This window comes from Pseudoduganella aquatica, from assembly GCF_020865585.1.
Lineage (GTDB): Bacteria > Pseudomonadota > Gammaproteobacteria > Burkholderiales > Burkholderiaceae_D > Rugamonas > Rugamonas aquatica_A.
Genome location: NZ_CP086370.1, coordinates 6,415,948 through 6,432,159 on the forward strand (window position 1 = coordinate 6,415,948; position 16,212 = coordinate 6,432,159).

Annotated in this window: 16 protein-coding genes; 4 read left to right on the forward strand and 12 right to left on the reverse strand. The window is 66.6% G+C overall.

The window, feature by feature from the left end; all coding sequences use genetic code 11:
- Positions 1-69 precede the first annotated feature (69 nt).
- From KT882_RS28605 to KT882_RS28655, 11 genes are all read right to left on the reverse strand, one after another.
- On the reverse strand, positions 70-1,584 hold the full coding sequence (locus KT882_RS28605) for an alpha/beta hydrolase family protein (protein ID WP_228893900.1): 1,515 nt from the start codon (positions 1,582-1,584) through the stop codon (positions 70-72).
- Positions 1,585-1,625: 41 nt separating this feature from the next.
- Entirely contained in the window at positions 1,626-3,113 is a 1,488-nt protein-coding gene (locus tag KT882_RS28610) for an alpha/beta hydrolase family protein (RefSeq protein ID WP_161070823.1), read from the reverse strand.
- Positions 3,114-3,165: 52 nt separating this feature from the next.
- Positions 3,166-4,317, reverse strand: coding sequence for an L-threonylcarbamoyladenylate synthase (locus KT882_RS28615; protein WP_161070824.1), 1,152 nt, complete (start codon positions 4,315-4,317; stop codon positions 3,166-3,168).
- Between the two features lie 8 nt (positions 4,318-4,325).
- Positions 4,326-5,531: a 5-(carboxyamino)imidazole ribonucleotide synthase gene (locus tag KT882_RS28620; RefSeq protein WP_228893901.1), complete on the reverse strand. Its 1,206-nt coding sequence runs from the start codon at positions 5,529-5,531 to the stop codon at positions 4,326-4,328.
- Entirely contained in the window at positions 5,524-6,030 is a 507-nt protein-coding gene (gene purE, locus KT882_RS28625) for a 5-(carboxyamino)imidazole ribonucleotide mutase (RefSeq protein ID WP_161070826.1), read from the reverse strand. Before purE ends, KT882_RS28620 begins: the two co-directional genes overlap by 8 nt.
- 2 nt (positions 6,031-6,032) lie before the next feature.
- A complete protein-coding gene (locus KT882_RS28630) occupies positions 6,033-6,926 on the reverse strand; it encodes a phosphoribosylaminoimidazolesuccinocarboxamide synthase (RefSeq protein WP_228893902.1) in 894 nt (297 codons plus the stop codon).
- A gap of 126 nt (positions 6,927-7,052) precedes the next feature.
- Positions 7,053-8,117: a class II fructose-bisphosphate aldolase gene (gene fba, locus KT882_RS28635; RefSeq protein WP_161070828.1), complete on the reverse strand. Its 1,065-nt coding sequence runs from the start codon at positions 8,115-8,117 to the stop codon at positions 7,053-7,055.
- Positions 8,118-8,166: 49 nt separating this feature from the next.
- On the reverse strand, positions 8,167-9,615 hold the full coding sequence (gene pyk / locus KT882_RS28640; protein WP_161070829.1) for a pyruvate kinase: 1,449 nt from the start codon (positions 9,613-9,615) through the stop codon (positions 8,167-8,169).
- A gap of 124 nt (positions 9,616-9,739) precedes the next feature.
- Positions 9,740-10,954, reverse strand: coding sequence for a phosphoglycerate kinase (locus tag KT882_RS28645; RefSeq protein ID WP_321170307.1), 1,215 nt, complete (start codon positions 10,952-10,954; stop codon positions 9,740-9,742).
- A gap of 63 nt (positions 10,955-11,017) precedes the next feature.
- Positions 11,018-11,350 (reverse strand): AzlD domain-containing protein, encoded by a 333-nt coding sequence (locus KT882_RS28650; protein ID WP_161070831.1) that lies wholly within the window; start codon positions 11,348-11,350, stop codon positions 11,018-11,020.
- Positions 11,343-12,101, reverse strand: coding sequence for an AzlC family ABC transporter permease (locus tag KT882_RS28655; protein ID WP_228893903.1), 759 nt, complete (start codon positions 12,099-12,101; stop codon positions 11,343-11,345). The genes KT882_RS28650 and KT882_RS28655 overlap by 8 nt, the downstream gene beginning before the upstream one ends.
- 152 nt (positions 12,102-12,253) lie before the next feature.
- Here KT882_RS28655 and KT882_RS28660 point away from each other — a divergent pair, with 152 nt between their 5' ends.
- From KT882_RS28660 to KT882_RS28675, 4 genes are read left to right on the forward strand one after another with little or no spacing between them, the layout of a single operon-like run.
- Positions 12,254-12,460, forward strand: coding sequence for a zinc-finger domain-containing protein (locus KT882_RS28660; protein ID WP_161070833.1), 207 nt, complete (start codon positions 12,254-12,256; stop codon positions 12,458-12,460).
- A gap of 22 nt (positions 12,461-12,482) precedes the next feature.
- A complete protein-coding gene (locus KT882_RS28665; protein ID WP_161070834.1) occupies positions 12,483-12,902 on the forward strand; it encodes a YybH family protein in 420 nt (139 codons plus the stop codon).
- A 10-nt stretch (positions 12,903-12,912) separates the two neighbouring features.
- Positions 12,913-13,905, forward strand: a complete 993-nt coding sequence (locus KT882_RS28670; protein WP_228893904.1) for a YheT family hydrolase — start codon at positions 12,913-12,915, stop codon at positions 13,903-13,905.
- Between the two features lie 3 nt (positions 13,906-13,908).
- On the forward strand, positions 13,909-14,511 hold the full coding sequence (locus KT882_RS28675; RefSeq protein WP_228893905.1) for a DUF2946 family protein: 603 nt from the start codon (positions 13,909-13,911) through the stop codon (positions 14,509-14,511).
- Between the two features lie 119 nt (positions 14,512-14,630).
- Here the strand turns inward: KT882_RS28675 and KT882_RS28680 are convergent, their stop codons facing one another.
- Positions 14,631-16,172: a beta-barrel assembly-enhancing protease gene (locus KT882_RS28680; protein WP_161071104.1), complete on the reverse strand. Its 1,542-nt coding sequence runs from the start codon at positions 16,170-16,172 to the stop codon at positions 14,631-14,633.
- Between the last annotated feature and the right edge of the window lie 40 nt (positions 16,173-16,212).

Genomic DNA, 16,212 nt, shown 5'->3' on the forward strand with positions numbered 1-16,212 from the left:
GATGTATAGCGCAATTTTGTAAATTAGGCAGTTTCGCCCAATGCAGCAAAACGCTATTTTCAGGCATTTTTAGCGGGCACGGAAGAAGTCGCGCGCGGCGCGCAGGCAGAACGGCGCCACCAGTCCGGCATGGTAGGCGTCGCGCACGGCGGCGTCGCCGGAGCCGCCGCTGATGGCGGCATTGGCCCGCACTGCGGTCTTGGCGGCGAGGAAGCCCAGTTTGGGCTGGGAGTAGTCGTCGCCGAACAGCGAGGGCGTGGAATCGACGTTAACCACGTGCAGCGTGCCGCCCGGATTTTTGGCGCGGAAATAGTCGGCCGCCGCGTTGGTGTTGTAGTAGGGAACCAGCGGATCGGCGTCGCCGCCACACAACAGTAGCGGCGCGGCCGGGGCGTAGCTGCGCAGATCGTTTTTTTTCAGCCACAGCCGCAGCGCATGCGCCGGCGTGCAGGCCAGCGGATCGCTGCCGGCCACGTCGCAGGGACGCAACTGCATGTCGGCGGTGTAGCCGTCGCGGTAGCTGGTGCGTATCAGGTTGCCGTCGTTGAAGAATTCCTTGCTGCCGGCCGCCTGCGGAACCGAGTTCCAGGCGAACAGCGCGCTGGCGGGCAGCTTGCCCAGGCTGGCCAGTTCGCCCAGCCCAACCGTGCCCGGCAGCAGGTTTTCGATGCCGCCGGCGTAGCGCGTTTCGTAGATGTCGGCGGGACTGGCGTACAGCGCCGCGCCGGCGTGCTGGCCGGCGTTGACCAGCATGGGCACGAAGGCGGTGGCGCCCAGGGTGGGCGCGCCGCCGAAGATGGCGTCGCCGAATTTGAGCAGCGCGTAGGGACCGGACAGGCCGGCCGCCGCCGTCACGCTGAATTCGGCGGCGTGGCGGGTCTGCATGGCGCGCTGGGTGGCCAGCGCCACGTAGCCGCCCTGCGAATAGCCGGTGACGTAGAGCTTGGCCGAGGCGCTGGCGCCAAGCTGGCTGAACACGGCGCGCGCGGCGCGCAGGCCGTCCACCATGTCGGCCGACTGCTGCTCGCCGTCCAGGTAGGCGTGGTAGGCCAGCGTGGAGCCGGCATAGCCCGCGTAGTTGGGCGCGACCACGATAAAGCCCTGGGCTGCGAAGATGGCGGCGATCAGGCGCGCTTCAGTGCCGTCGAGCTTGCTCATATCGTAGGACTTCAGCGGCGAGGTGCCGTGCGCGTACAGCAGCACCGGGCGCGGGCCGCTGCACGCCGGGTCGGCGCCGGAGGGCAGCATGACGGCGGTGCTGGCTTCGGTGTCTTCGCCGGCCGAGCCTATGGTGTGATAGCGCACGGTGTGCACGCCGACGGCGCACACGGGCGTACTGGTGATGCCGCTGGTGCCGCTTTGCGCGCTGTCGAGCAATTGCTTGAGGGCTTGCGGCTCGTAGGCGGCGACGGCGGCCGGGCCGCCCACCTGGTTGCCCCGCAGCGAAGGCGCCGGCGGGGGTGCGATCACCACCGGACTGGTGCTGCCGGGCGCCGTTACGCCGCCATTGCCGGCGCTGCCGCCGCCGCAACCGGCGGCCAGAACCGCCAGTACTAAAGAGATGATAACTTTCTGGTAAAACATCTGAACTCCGCTGATTCCGCCGTCAAATCAGCATAGCAGGTTCAGGGTATTGAAGACTGGAAAAAGCTGCGGGCGGCCATCAGGCAGTACTGCGCAGCGAGCCGGCTGTGGTAGCGATCGGACACTGCCTTGACAGCATCGCTACCCTTTTTGACAGCATCGGCCCGCATCGTGTCGCGTTCGTGCGCGAAAGCTTGCTTGAACGGCAAATACGCGTCGTCCGGCTGCGGGCTTTCCAGGTCGACCAGCACCGGCGCTGCGCCGTGGGCCTTGAAGTAGGCATAGGTGGCGGTGGCGTTGGAGAACGGCACCACCGGATCCTGCGCGCCGCCGCACAGCATCAGCGGCGACGTGGGCGTGTAGTTGCGCAGGTCGTTCTTGCGCATCCATTTGCGCAGCGTGTGCTGCGGCGCGCACGCCAGCGGCTGGGCCGGGTCCAGCTCGCAGGGGTTGCTGGCCATGTCCTGCAGGTAGGCGTTGCGGTAGCTGGTGCGCACCAGGTTGCGGTCGGCAAAGAAGGCGGAGGCGTCGGCCGCCTGCGGCTGCGAGTCGCGCGCGAACAGCGCGCCCTTGGGCAGCTTGCCTTTGCTGACCAGATCGTCCAGCCGCACCTTGTTGGGCAGCAGGCTTTCTATGCCGCTGGCGTAGCGCGCTTCGTACAGGTCTTCCGGCGCGCTGTACAGGGCGGCGCCGGCGCGCTGGCCGGAAGTGGTGAGCAGGGGCAGATAGGAGGTGACGCCGGTGTTGGGGCGGCCGCTGAAGATGTCGTCGGCCATGTGGGCCAGCGCGTAGGGGCCGGACAGCGCGGCCGTGGCGGTCACGCTGAATTCGCCGCTGTGCTGCTGCTGGATGGCGCGCTGCGTGGCCAGCGCCACGAAGCCGCCCTGCGAGTAGCCGGTGAGGAAGAGCTGCGGCGCGGCCTGCGCGCCCAGCATGGCGTAGGCGATGCGCGCGGCGCGCAGCGCGTCCACCATGTCGCTGGCTTGCTGGTCGGCGTTCAGGTAGGGGTGGTAGGGCAGGCTGGAACTGCCGTAGCCCGCGTAGTCGGGCGCCACCACGATGTAGCCCTGGGCGGCGAACATGGAGGCGATCAGGCGCGCTTCGCCGTTCAGGCGGGCCATGCTGAAGGTTTTGTCGAGCACGGTGCCGTGGGCGTACAGCAGCACCGGTCGGGGGCCGCTGCATTGCGCGCCGGGGCCGGAGGGGAGCATGATGACGGCGCCGGCGTCGGCCGGCTCGCCCTGCCCGCCCACGGTCTGGTAGCGCAGGCTGTGGATGGCGATGGCGCAGCGCGGCTCGCCGGTGACGGCCAGCAGGCCGTCGCGCCGTTTCAGCAGGCTGCGCAGCAGCGCTGGTTCGAGCTTGTCGACCACTTCGCTGATGATGTCGATGGGGACGGGGGTGGGGCCAGCGAGCAGCGCGCCGCGCGGGGGCAAGCCGGGCTCGGCCAAGGCCAAGGCCGGGGTTAAAGTCAAGGCCGAGGCCAGCGCGAACGCCAGCGTCAGCCAGGCATACAAGGTTCGGGTCATGGCGACCTCCTCTACCCCTTATGCGCGCCGGAGCAGCTCCGGCGTGGTTCCGTCAGGATTGCAGGAACGTCTCAACAATACCAGAAGAACCGAATGCTGCGCGCCGTAATCGATCGTTGACGCCAAGCCACGCGTCGTGCTGTGGCGGGGTTTCCACGAGGATGAGTTCGGCGCCGGTCTGGTCCATCGCGCGCAGCGCGGCGTACAGGCCGAAGGCGTAGCCGGCGGCGTCGGACGGCATGTGCTGGTGCGCTCCCGCCTTGGCCTGGGGCAAGGCCGAGTAGTGGATGACGGCGGCTTTGCGGCCCTTGGCGGCCAGCCTGGCCAGCGTGTCCGCCAGCGCGGCGCCGTCGCACAGGGCGACCGGGGCTTTGGGCGCGTAGTGCGATTCCAGCGTGCCGGAGGCGCGCGGGGCGGTCTGGTCCGGCAGGTTGGGCATGGCGCCGATGACGTCGGCAATGTCCTGCGCGCCGATGTGGCCGGGGCGCAGCAGCACCGGGCCGTGCGTGGCCAGGCGCGACAGGTCGAGGATGGTCGATTCGATGCCGACCTGGCTGGAACCGCCGTCGAGCACGGCCAGGCGCAACGCGGCGGCAGCCTGAGCGGAGCCTGCGCCAGCGGCGCCAGTCTCGGCCTCGGCCGGATCAGCCATGCGCGCGGTGATGGCGGCGGCATAGGCGTGGGCGGCGGCTTCGGCCGCTTCCGCCTCGTCCAGCACCATGGCGCCGAACTCGTCGCGCACGTGCTGCGCGGTGGTCGGGCTGACGTTTCCGAACTTGTTGGCCGACGGCGCCGCCACCCCGCCCTTGCCGCCCTTGAAGGCGCTCAGCAAGGCGATGGCAACCGGGTGCGACGGGCAGCGCATGCCCACCGTGTCCTGGCCGCCGGAGACGGCGTCGGGAATGTGGGCGTTGCGCTTGAGTATCATGGTCAGCGGGCCGGGCCAGAAGGCCTCGGCCAGCTTGTAGGCTTCGGCCGGGATGTCGCTGCACCAGTAGCCGATGTCGGCGCCCGGTGCGATATGCACGATGACGGGATGGTCCTGCGGCCGGCCCTTGGCGGCGTAGATGGCCGCCACGGCCTGCGGGTTTTCGGCGTCCGCCCCCAGGCCGTACACGGTCTCGGTGGGGAAAGCCACCAGCTTGCCCGCCTCCAGCAGCACGGCGGCCGCGCGGATGGCGGCCTGGCCGGGAACGGCGTCCATGCTGCCGCTCACGGCGCGATGCCCAGGATGGCGCAGGCGGCGTTCAGCTGCTGCTGCGCTTCCGCCAGCGTGGGCGCGACGAAGGTCAGGTGGCCCATCTTGCGCGCGCGGCGCGGGTCGTCCTTGCCGTACAGGTGCAGATTGGCGCCCGGCAGCGCCAGCACCTGGTCCCAGGCCGGTTCGCGCGTGGCGTCGGTCTCGTCGCTGAACCACACGTCGCCCAGGATGTTGAGCATGACGGCAGGCGAATGCTGGCGCACGTCGCCCAGCGGCAGGCGCGCCATGGCGCGCACCTGCTGCGCGAACTGGCTGGTGACGCAGGCGTCCATGGTGTAGTGCCCGCTGTTGTGCGGACGCGGCGCCATTTCATTGACCACCAGCGAACCGTCTTCCAGCACGAAGAACTCGATGCACAGCACGCCCACATAGCCCAGCTCGGCCACGATGGCCTGCGCCGCCGCCTGCGCCTTCTTCGCGCAGTCGTCCGACACATTGGGGCCGGGCACGGTGGTGGTGAACAGGATGCCGTCGCGGTGCACGTTCTCGGCGATCGGGTAGACCACCGACTGGCCGTCCGCGCCGCGCGCGGTCAGCACCGACACCTCATAGGCCAGCGGCAGCATCTTCTCCAGCAGACAGGCCACCTGGCCCATGCTGTCGAAGGCGGCGCGCACGTCCTCGCGGGAGCGCACGCGCACCTGGCCCTTGCCGTCGTAGCCCATGCGCACGGTTTTCAGGATGCCGGGCAGCAGCTCGTCGCCGATGGCGTCGATATCCGCTTGCGAGGCGATCACCTTGTGCGGCGCGGGCTGCACGCCGGACTTGGCGGCGCAGCCGACAAAAAAGCTTTTCTCGGCGATGCGGTCCTGCGCCACCGACACGCCATGCGCGTCCGGCGCCACGAACACGTGCTGCGACAGCCGGGACAGGCTGTCGGCGGGCACGTTCTCAAACTCGGTGGTGACGGCGAAGCACTGCGCCGCCAGCACATCCAGGCCCTGGCCGTCGCTGTAGCCGGCGTTGATGAGACGCTGTGCGACCTGCCCTGCCGGGCAATCGTCGGACGGCTCCAGCACGGCCACCTGGTAGCCCATGCTTTGCGCGGCTTGCGCGAACATGCGGCCCAGCTGGCCGCCGCCCATCACGCCCAGCCAGGCTTGCGGATTGGCGCTGGGCAGGAAGGGCGTAAATTGCTGCGGTGAAGATTTACTCATTTTCAAGCGGTAAAGTCATGGCCTTGGCGGCTGCGGTTTGCGTGGCGCGGAAGGCTTCCAGCTGTTCAGCCATAGCGTCGTCGGTGCCGGCGATGATGGCCACGGCCGTCAGCGCGGCGTTGGCGGCGCCCGCTTCGCCGATGGCGAAGGTGGACACCGGCACGCCCTTGGGCATCTGCACGATGGACAGCAGCGAGTCTTCGCCGCGCAGGTATTTGGACGGCACGGGCACGCCCAGCACCGGCACGATGGTCATCGCGGCCACCATGCCAGGCAGGTGGGCCGCGCCGCCGGCGCCGGCGATGATGGCGCGCAGGCCGCGCGCGCGGGCGCTCCTGGCGTAGGCGTACATCTCGTCGGGCATGCGGTGCGCGGAAATGACTTGCGCTTCAAACGGCACGTTGAACTGCTTGAGGATGGCAACCGCGTTCTGCATCACGTCCCAGTCCGAAGACGAGCCCATGATGACGCCGACCAGGGGTTTGTTCTGATCGGCCATGCTTATACCTTCAGCTTCTCGCCGGTCAGGCGTTCAATGGCTTCGAAGTACTTGGCTTGGGTCTTGTTGATCACGTCCGCCGGCAGCGCAGGCGCCGGTGCGGTTTTGCCCCAGGTCAGGGTTTCCAGGTAGTCGCGCACGAACTGCTTGTCGAACGACGGCGGCGACATGCCGGGCTGGTAGGAGTCCGCTGGCCAGAAGCGCGACGAGTCGGCGGTCAGCACTTCGTCCATCAGGTGCATGACGCCGTTTTCGTCCAGGCCGAACTCGAACTTGGTGTCGGCGATGATGATGCCCTTGGTGGCGGCGTATTCGGCCGCGGCCTTGTACAGCGCGATGCTGACGTCGCGCATCTTGGCGGCCAGTTCCGCGCCGATGCGGCTTTCCATGTCGGCAAAGCTGATGTTCTCGTCGTGCTCGCCCAGGTCGGCCTTGGCGGCCGGGGTGAACAGCGGCTCAGGCAGTTTCTCGGCCTGCTTCAGGCCTGCCGGCAGCTGGATGCCGCAGATGCTGCCGGTGTCCTGGTAGTCCTTCCAGCCCGAACCGATGATGTAGCCGCGCACCACCGCTTCCACCATGATGGGCTTGAGGCGCTTGGCCACCACGGCGCGGCCTTTGACCTGCTCCACCTCATCGGCGGCCACCAAGGACTCGGGCGCAACGCCGGTCAGGTGGTTAGGCACGATGTGGCCCAGTTTCTCGAACCAGAAGTCGCTCATCTGGTTCAGGACCATGCCCTTGCCGGGGATCGGTTCGTTCATGACGACGTCGAAGGCCGACAGGCGGTCGGTGGTGACGATCAAGATCTTGTCGTCGCCGACAGCGTAGTTATCGCGGACTTTGCCGTGGCCGAGCAGTGGCAGGGACTTGATGGAGGATTGGTAAAGGCTGTTCATAGCGGGGGGAGAGGAAAGATAACGCAAAGATAAAGCGAAACCGGCGCGCCGGGGAGTATCCCTTGGGTGCCCGCCGGTCAAGAAAATCGGGCCGAGACATAAGCTCGGCCCGTTCCAGACAGAATTTTACTTCACAATCTGCGCCAGGGCGCCGGCCTTGTAACGCTCGGCCATTTTGTCCAGCGCCAGCGGCTTGATCTTGCCGGCCTGGCCTTCGCAGCCGAACGCCAGGAAGCGCGCGCGCACCACTTCTTCCGCAGCGGCGCGGGCCGGCTTGAGGAAGTCGCGCGGGTCGAACTTGGATGGGTTCTCGAACATGTACTTGCGCACGGCGGCGGTCATGGCCAGGCGGATGTCGGTGTCGATGTTGATCTTGCGCACGCCGTGACGGATGCCTTCCTGGATCTCTTCCACCGGCACGCCGTAGGTTTCCTTCATGTCGCCGCCGAATTCGCGGATGATGGCCAGCAGTTCCTGCGGCACCGACGAGGAGCCGTGCATCACCAGGTGGGTGTTCGGGATGCGGGCGTGGATTTCCTTGATGCGGTCGATCGCCAGGATGTCGCCGGTCGGCTTGCGGGTGAACTTGTAGGCGCCGTGCGAGGTGCCGATGGCGATGGCCAGCGCGTCGCACTGGGTGCGCTGCACGAAGTCGGCGGCCTGGGCCACGTCGGTCAGCAGCATTTCGCGGGTCATGGTGCCTTCGGCGCCGTGGCCGTCTTCCTTGTCGCCCTTCATGGTTTCCAGCGAACCGAGCACGCCCAGTTCGGCTTCCACCGTCACGCCGATGGCGTGCGAGAACTTCACCACTTCTTTCGATACTTCGACGTTGTACTCGTAGGACGCGACGGATTTGCCGTCCGCTTCCAGCGAGCCGTCCATCATCACCGAGGTGAAGCCGGAGCGGATCGCGGCCATGCAGACCGCCGGCGACTGGCCGTGGTCCTGGTGCATGACGACAGGGATGTGCGGGTAGGCTTCGACGGCGGCGTCGATCAGGTGGCGCAGGAAGGCTTCGCCTGCGTATTTGCGGGCGCCGGCCGACGCTTGCATGATGACCGGGCTGTTCAGGGCATCGGCGGCGGCCATGATGGCCTGCACCTGCTCCAGGTTGTTGACGTTGAAGGCGGGGATGCCATAGCCGTTTTCGGCGGCATGGTCCAGCAGCTGACGCATGGATACGAGGGACATGGTATTACTCCAAACAATAAAAAAATCGGTACGGGAGGCCGGCGGGTCTTCAGGAAAACTCGCCTACCTTCACTATCTTCAATGCATTGGTGCCACCCACCTGGCCCATGGGTTCGCCCCAGGTGACCACGATCATGTCGCCCTTCTTGACGATGCCGTATTCCACCAGCAGGTCCTCGGCCTGTTTCAGCACCACCGAACTGTCGGCGCCCTGCGCCAGTTCGTAGGCGCGCACATTGCGGTACAGCGAGGCTTTGCGGGCGGTGGCCACGCTGGGCGTGAGGGCGAAAATCGGCGTGTCGATGCTGTGGCGGCTCATCCACAGGGCGGTGGAGCCGGACTCGGTCAGCGCCACGATGGCTTTCACGCGCAAATGGTGCGCGGTGAACAGCGCGCCGTAGGCGATGGACTGGTCGATGCGGGTGAAGCGGACGTTGAGGAAATCGGCGTCCAGTTTGTTGTATTCGGATTGCTCGGCCTCGACGCAGATCGCGGCCATCATTTCCACGGTCTCGATCGGGTATTTGCCGGAGGCGGTTTCGGCCGAGGTCATGACGGCGTCGGTGCCGTCCAGCACGGCGTTGGCCACGTCGGACACTTCGGCGCGGGTCGGCACCGCGTTGACGATCATGGACTCCATCATCTGGGTCGCGGTGATGGCCAGCTTGTTCGATTCGCGCGCCATCTTGATCATGCGCTTCTGCAGCGCCGGCACGGCGGCGTTGCCCACTTCCACGGCCAGGTCGCCGCGCGCCACCATGATGCCGTCGGACGCGTCCAGGATCTCCTGCAGCGCGGGGATCGCTTCGGCGCGCTCGATCTTGGCGATCATCATGGGCTTGTGGCGGTAAGGCTCGCCGGCGATATTGGCCAGCTGGCGCGCCATCGCCATGTCGGTGGCGTTTTTCGGGAAGGAGATGGCCAGGTAGTCGCACTGGAAGCTCATCGCGGTCTTGATGTCTTCCATGTCCTTGGCGGTCAGGGCCGGCGCGGTCAGGCCGCCGCCCTGGCGGTTGATGCCCTTGTTGTTGGACAGCTCGCCGCCGATTTTCACGGTGGTGTGGATTTCGCTGCCCGCGATGCGGTCCACGATCAGCACGATCAGGCCGTCGTTCAGCAGCAGCACGTCGCCGGAGCGCACATCGGTCGGCAGCGACTTGTAGTCCAGGCCCACGCGCTCCTGGTTGCCCAGTTCGCCGTTCTCGCCCCACTTCGCGTCCAGGATGAACTGGTCGCCGTTGGCCAGTTCGATCTTGCCGTGTTCAAACTTGCCGATGCGGATTTTCGGTCCCTGCATGTCCGCCATGATCGCCACCTCGCGGCCGCACTCGGCGGCGGCGCGGCGCACCAACGCGGCGCGGTCGATATGGTCCTGCGCCTTGCCGTGCGAGAAGTTCAGGCGCACCACATCCACGCCGGCCCGTATCATTTTGACCAGGATGCCGAAGTCGGTGGAAGCGGGGCCGATGGTGGCGACGATTTTGGTACCACGGGACATAAGTTTCCTTTGCGGAGTTGGCGGGTTACGCGCCTGCGGCGCTAACCCGCCCTACGAACAAATTAGCAAGTAGGGCGGGTCAGGCGCGCACCGCGCCGTAACCCGCCAAGGAGCCGTCGAGAACTCAAGCGGCCGCGCGTTGCGTCAGGATTTCCACCGCCGGCAGGGTTTTACCTTCCAGGAACTCCAGGAAAGCGCCGCCGCCGGTCGAGATATAGCCAATTTTATCGGTAATGTCATATTTTGCAATCGCCGCCAGCGTATCGCCGCCACCGGCGATCGAATAGGCCTTGGAACCGGCGATGGCCAGCGCCAGCGTCTTGGTGCCTTCGCCGAACTGGTCGAACTCGAACACGCCGACCGGGCCGTTCCACACCACGGTGCCGGCCGCGGCGATCTTGGCCGCCAGCAGCTGGGCGGTCTTGGGACCGATATCCAGGATCATGTCGTCGTCGGCCACGTCGGCCACATCCTTGATGGTGGGGGCGGCGGTCGGCGAGAACTCCTTGGCGCACACCACGTCCACCGGAATCGGCACTTCGGCGCCGCGCGCGGCCATGATATCGATAATGGCCTTGGCTTCGTCCACCAGGTCGTTCTCCACCAGCGACTTGCCGATGTTCAGGCCCACGGCCTTCATGAAGGTGTTGGCGATGCCGCCGCCGACGATCAGGCCGTCCACTTTCTCGGACAGGGCCTTCAGGATGGACAGCTTGGACGATACTTTGGAACCGGCCACGATAGCCAGCAGCGGACGGGCCGGCGCGCCCAGCGCCTTGCCCAGCGCGTCCAGCTCGGCCGCCAGCAGCGGGCCGGCGCAGGCCACCGGCGCGAACTTGGCGATGCCGTGGGTGGAGGCTTCGGCGCGGTGCGCGGTGCCGAATGCGTCATTGACGTAGACGTCGCACAGGGCGGCCATCTTCTGCGCCAGCTCGTCGGCGTTCTTCTTCTCGCCCTTGTTCACGCGCACATTTTCCAGCAGCACCACCTGGCCGGCCTGCAGGCCTTCCAGGCCAGCGCCGTCCACCCAGTTCTGTTTCAGTTCCACCGGCTGGCCCAGCAGCTCGGCCAGGCGCTTGGCGACCGGCGCCAGGCTGTCTTCCGGCTTGAACTCGCCCTCGGTGGGACGGCCCAGGTGCGAAGTAACCATGACCTTGGCGCCAGCGGCAACGGCGGCGCGGATGGCCGGCACGGAGGCGCGGATGCGGGTGTCTTCAGTGATGTTGCCGGCGTCGTCTTGCGGCACGTTCAAGTCGGCGCGGATGAACACGCGCTTGCCTTGCAGGGCTTGTTGGTCGATCAGATCTTGCAGACGAATGAAGTTCAGAACAGCTTGCATGGCTACCCAAAGGACGAAGGTTGGAAAGACCGCTATTCTACCGCAACGCCGGACGCGAATCCCTTAGAAAATATGCAACAGTCTCAGGGCGGTGAAGAAGGCCATGCCGAAAATGATGGTTTCCAGCATGTTACGGCGCACCAGGTAAAACGCGATCGCGACCACGCCGGACACCAGTTTCAGGTTGTCCAGGCCGATATGCACCTGGCCGCCCGGCGCCAGCAGCAGGTCGGGCGCGACGATGGCGGCCAGCGCGCAGGCCGGCGCGTAGCGCAGCACCTCGTGCACCCGTTTCGGGATATTGATATGGTGGCCGATCAGCCAGAACGAGGCGCGCGTGGCCGCCGTGGCCACCGCCAGCGCCACGATGGTGAGCCAGATTTCCCAGTCAGCCATGCTTGCCGTCCTTGTTGCGCGCCCGCTTTTCAGTCAGTTCCTCGGCCGCCATGGCCGTCAGCATGCCCAGCACGACGGCTGCCAGCAGGCCCAGCTTGTACGGCAGGCCGACGCCGGCCACCGCCACCGCGCCGGCCACGATCACGCCGCACACGGCGGGCCGGCTGGCCGTCAGCGGCACCATGATGCAGATAATGGCCAGCGTGCCGGCAAAGCCCAGGCCCCATTCGGCCGGCACCGTGCTGCCCAGCAGCACGCCGGTGATGGAGCCGATCTGCCAGGCTGCCCAGTTGGGGTACATCAGGCCTTTCAGGTAGGAGACCTTGCCGGCCACCGGCGCTTCGCTGGGGTAGCGCTGCAGGAAAAGCGCGGCCGTCATGTCGCCCGAACAATAGCCGAGCAGGAAACGCTGGCGCCACGGCAGGCCGGCGAAATGCGGCGCCAGCAGCACGGAGAAAATGACGAAACGCAGATTGACGGCGATGGCGGTCAGGAAGATCACCCAGATCGGCGCGCCGGCCGCGATCAGCGGCAGCGAGGCCAGCTGGGCCGAGCCGGCGAAGGCCATCAAGGTCATCCCCAGCGCCTGCGGCACCGTCAGACCGCTCTTGACCATGGCCACGCCCACCACCAGGCCCCAGGCGCCGATGCCGAACAAGGTGGGGATGCCGCTCCTTAGGCCTTCGCGCCAGGAGGCTTCATCGTGGCGTGCAACATCGACAGTGGCGGGGGCTGGAGTGGCTTCGTTCATGTGGTTTTCCTGCCACGCGCGCGTTGTTTTTGTGGAAACGAACGCAAGCGGCCGGTACTGTAGATCAGGCGCTATTCTACCGATGATTCTGGGAATTGCGCGAATCCGTTAAAATCGGTGTTTTCAGCCTACGTTACACGGAGATCGCCAAGATGAGCAACACCACCCAGCCAGCAGCCGCCAACGCAGTAGAACTCGACGGCAAAGACCTGCCGGCCCACTGCCCCAACCCGGCCATGCCGCTGTGGTCCTCGCACCCGCGCGTGTTCCTGGAATTCAATCACGACGGCGTGGCCAAATGCCCGTACTGCGGCACCGCCTACCGCCTCAAGCCAGGCGCCGTGGTTGCCCATCACTGATTATTCAGGCCCGGAGTCTGCCATGTCAAAAAAACAATTGAACGGTAGCGCCAGCGAAGTGGAAGCCGCCTTTTACGACGCGCTGAACCGGGCCGACGTGGACGCCCTGATGGCCCTGTGGGCCGACGACGAGGAAATCGCCTGCGTGCATCCGGGCGGTCCGCGCCTGGTGGGGCACCGCGCCATCCGCGAATCGTGGTCCATCATCCTGGAGCACGGCGGCCTGCACATCATGCCGGCCGTGCTGCACGAGACCCACAACCTGATGAGCTCGATTCATTCCGTGGTGGAGGGCGTGACCGCCGCCACCGGCGAGCCGGCCCACCTGGTGGCCAGCAACGTTTATATCAAAACGCCGAAAGGCTGGCGCATCGTGCTGCGCCATGTGTCCGTGGCGCCCGGCCCCGTGCCCGTGGACAATCCGGCGCAGGTGCTGCACTGAGCGGCCGGCGATGAAGTACACCGCGCCACGGTGGCTGCCCAGCGGCCATCTGCAAACCATCTATCCCGCCGTCTGCATCAGCAAGCCGGCGGTGGCCTTCCGCCGCGAGCGCTGGCAGACGCCGGACGGCGATTTCGTCGATGTCGATTTTGTCGACGGCCAGCCCGGCCAGCCTTTCGTGGTGCTGTTCCACGGCCTGGAAGGCTCGTCCGACAGCCACTACGCGCGCGCCCTGATGGCCGAAGTGCGGGCGCGCGGCTGGTCCGGCGCGGTGCCGCACTTCCGCGGCTGCTCGGGCGAGCCCAACCTGGCGCCGCGCTTCTACCATTCCGGCGACGCCGCCGAAATCGACTGGGTGATACGCCGCCTGCACGCGCGCGCCATGGACGCGGCCTGCAGCCGCTTCTACGCCACCGGCGTATCGCTGGGCGGCAACGCGCTGCTGCGCTGGCTGGGCGAGTCGCAGCACCAGGCCGAGATCGTCGATGCGGCCTGCGCCGTGTCCGCGCCGCTGGATCTGGCGCGCGGCGGGGAGTCGCTGTCGCGCGGCTTCAACCTGCTCTACACGCGCATGTTCCTGAACACGCTCAAGCCCAAGTGCGTGGCCAAGCTCAAGCAGTTCCCCGGCCTGTACGACCTGAACGCGCTGATGGCCGCCAAGGACTTGTACGCTTTCGACAACGTGGTCACCGCGCCGCTGCACGGCTACCGCAACACGGAAGACTACTGGGACCGCGCCAGCGCCAAGCATGTGCTGACCGACATCACGGTGCCGACGCTGGTGCTGAACGCCAAAAACGATCCCTTCCTGCCCGGCATCCACCTGCCGCGCAAAGCCGCGCCCGGCGTGCTGCTCGATTACCCGGAGCACGGCGGCCACGTGGGCTTTGCGGCCGGCGCGCCGCCGGGTTCGCTGAGCTGGCTGCCGCAGCGGCTGATCCATTTCCTGGAAGGCGAAAACGCCAGCCGCGCGGCGGGCAAGGGCCGGATGTGCGAAGCTTGAAGCATGGATGACATCGTAAAACAAGCACTGGCCAAATGGCCCAACGTGCCGCACTGCTACGGCTGGCTGGGCCTGGATGCGCGCGGCAACTGGCGCATGCGCGACGAGCGCGCGCAGCACCTCGGCCTGCCGGGCGACAAGCTGAGCAATGCGGCGCTGGTGGGTTTTATCGTGCGCAACTACGCCAGCGACGAGCGCGGCTGCTGGTATTTCCAGAACGGTCCGCAGCGCGTGTATTTGAACCTGGAGACCACGCCGTTTGTGGCGCGCACCGATCCGGCGCAGGGTTTTGTGCTGCATACCGGAGAGGCCCTTGGGCAGCCGGAGGCGGCGTATCTGACCGAGGCCGGCGAACTGCTCCTGCAGCGCGGCGCCGTGATCGCCCAGCTGGACGACCGCGACGTGGCGCAGGCCATGACGCTGCTGGAAATCGATGGCCGCGCCATGGATGACGAGGCGCTGATGGCCTGGCTGGAGGGCGGCAAAGGCGCGCTGACACTGCGTAGCGGTGATGGCGGCGCGATCGGCGTGCAGCGCGTGCGCAGTGACGGCATACCCGCGCAATTCGGTTTCATCCGCCAGCCGCAGCCGGACGCGCCGGCGTGACGCCCGGCGGGTTACGCACTCCGTGCTAACCCGCCCTACGCCCCCTCCAAATTCCGTAAATTTCGTAACTTCGTAGGGCGGGTTAGCGCGCGGCGCGCGCGTAACCCGCCAAGCGCCGCCTACGGCTCCTTGTACTTATCCCCCATCGCATCCTTGCGCCGCTGTTTGAGCTCGCGCTCCCTGGCGTCAATCTGCGCCTGGTCATAAAACGACGCATCGGTCGACTTGCGCGCCAGGTTGAGCTGATCCAGCGCCGCCAGCGTGCCGCCCTGCAAGGTGTAGGACTCCGCCAGCGCCATATGCTGCAAAGCCATCTTGCCCTGCTTGGAATAAGCCTTGGCCAGCAAGTCATGCACCTCCGGCTCCTCCTTGTAGAACTGCGCCTGCTCGCGCAGGAAGCGCGCCGCCTCCTCGAGCTGGCCGGACGCGATCATGGCCTCCGCGTACTGGTGCGCAATCCCGCGCGACAAGGGGAACTGCTGGTGCGCCGCCGACGCCTCCTTCAACGCCGCAGCAATCAGCGGCGCATTCGATTCCTGCGCCAGCTTGATATCCAGCGACAAGCTGGTGAACACCGTCGGCGCCGTATCGCGCTGGGCCATGCCGAACACGCCCTTCGGCATGGGCGCCTCGATGGTGGCGCGCGCCTTGTCCAGCCAGCGCTGCGCCGCCGCGTAGTCATTCTTCTTGAACATGGCAAACGCCATGCCGTACTGGCCCGCCGTCTTCTGCTGACGGTTGTCCTGCTCCATCAGGCTTTCAAAATACTGCATCGCCTCGGCCAGCCCCTGCGTGCTCATATCCTGCAGCACCCGCGCGCGCGAACGCACCAGGTAAAAGGCCAGGCTGTCGAGCCGCTGCTTGTAGGGCTGCTCGCGGATGCGGGCCTGGATGTCGGCGATGCGCTCGGTGGTCAGCGGGTGCGTCAGCAGGTAGGCGGGCACCAGGTCGCTGTAGTTGCGGCTGGCCGTCTGCATGCGCTGGAAAAAGGCCACCATGCCGCTGGTGTCGAAGCCCGCCTCGCCCATGATCTGGAAACCGACCCGGTCCGCCTCGCGCTCGGCGTCGCGGCCGAAATTGAGCTGCCGCTGGATGGCCAGGCCCTGCCCGCCCATCATCACGCCCATGGCCGCGTCCGGGCTGGACTTGGCCGCCAGGATGGCCAGTATCATGGCCGCCAGCGGTATCAGCGCGTCCTGCTTCTGCTGCCCCAGCTGGCGCGCAATGTGGCGCTGCGCCACGTGGCCGATCTCGTGTCCCAGCACCGAAGCCAGTTCGGACTCGGACTGCGCCGCCAGCAGCAGCGCCGAGTGCACGGCGATAAAACCGCCCGGCAGCGCGAAGGCGTTGAGCTGGCCGTCGCGCACGGCGAAGAAGAAGTAATTGAAGCTGGCCTCGCCGCGCGCGCCCGGATGGGCCGTCACCAGCGTGTTGCCCAGCGAGTTCAGGTATTCGAGGATGGGCGCATCATCGAGATAATCCTTGTTGCTGCGAATGTCATACATGATCTCCTCGCCCAGCTTGCGCTCGATCAGCGGGGAGAGCTCCTGGCGCTCGGTGTCGCCGAGGCTGGGCAGGTTCAGGGGCTTGGACGGCAGCAGCTGCGCCTCGGCCACGCCGATAGGCGCGGCGAACAGCAGGGATGCAGCCAGGGGGAGCAAGCGCGGCAAAAAACGTTTTGATTTCACAATGATATGATAC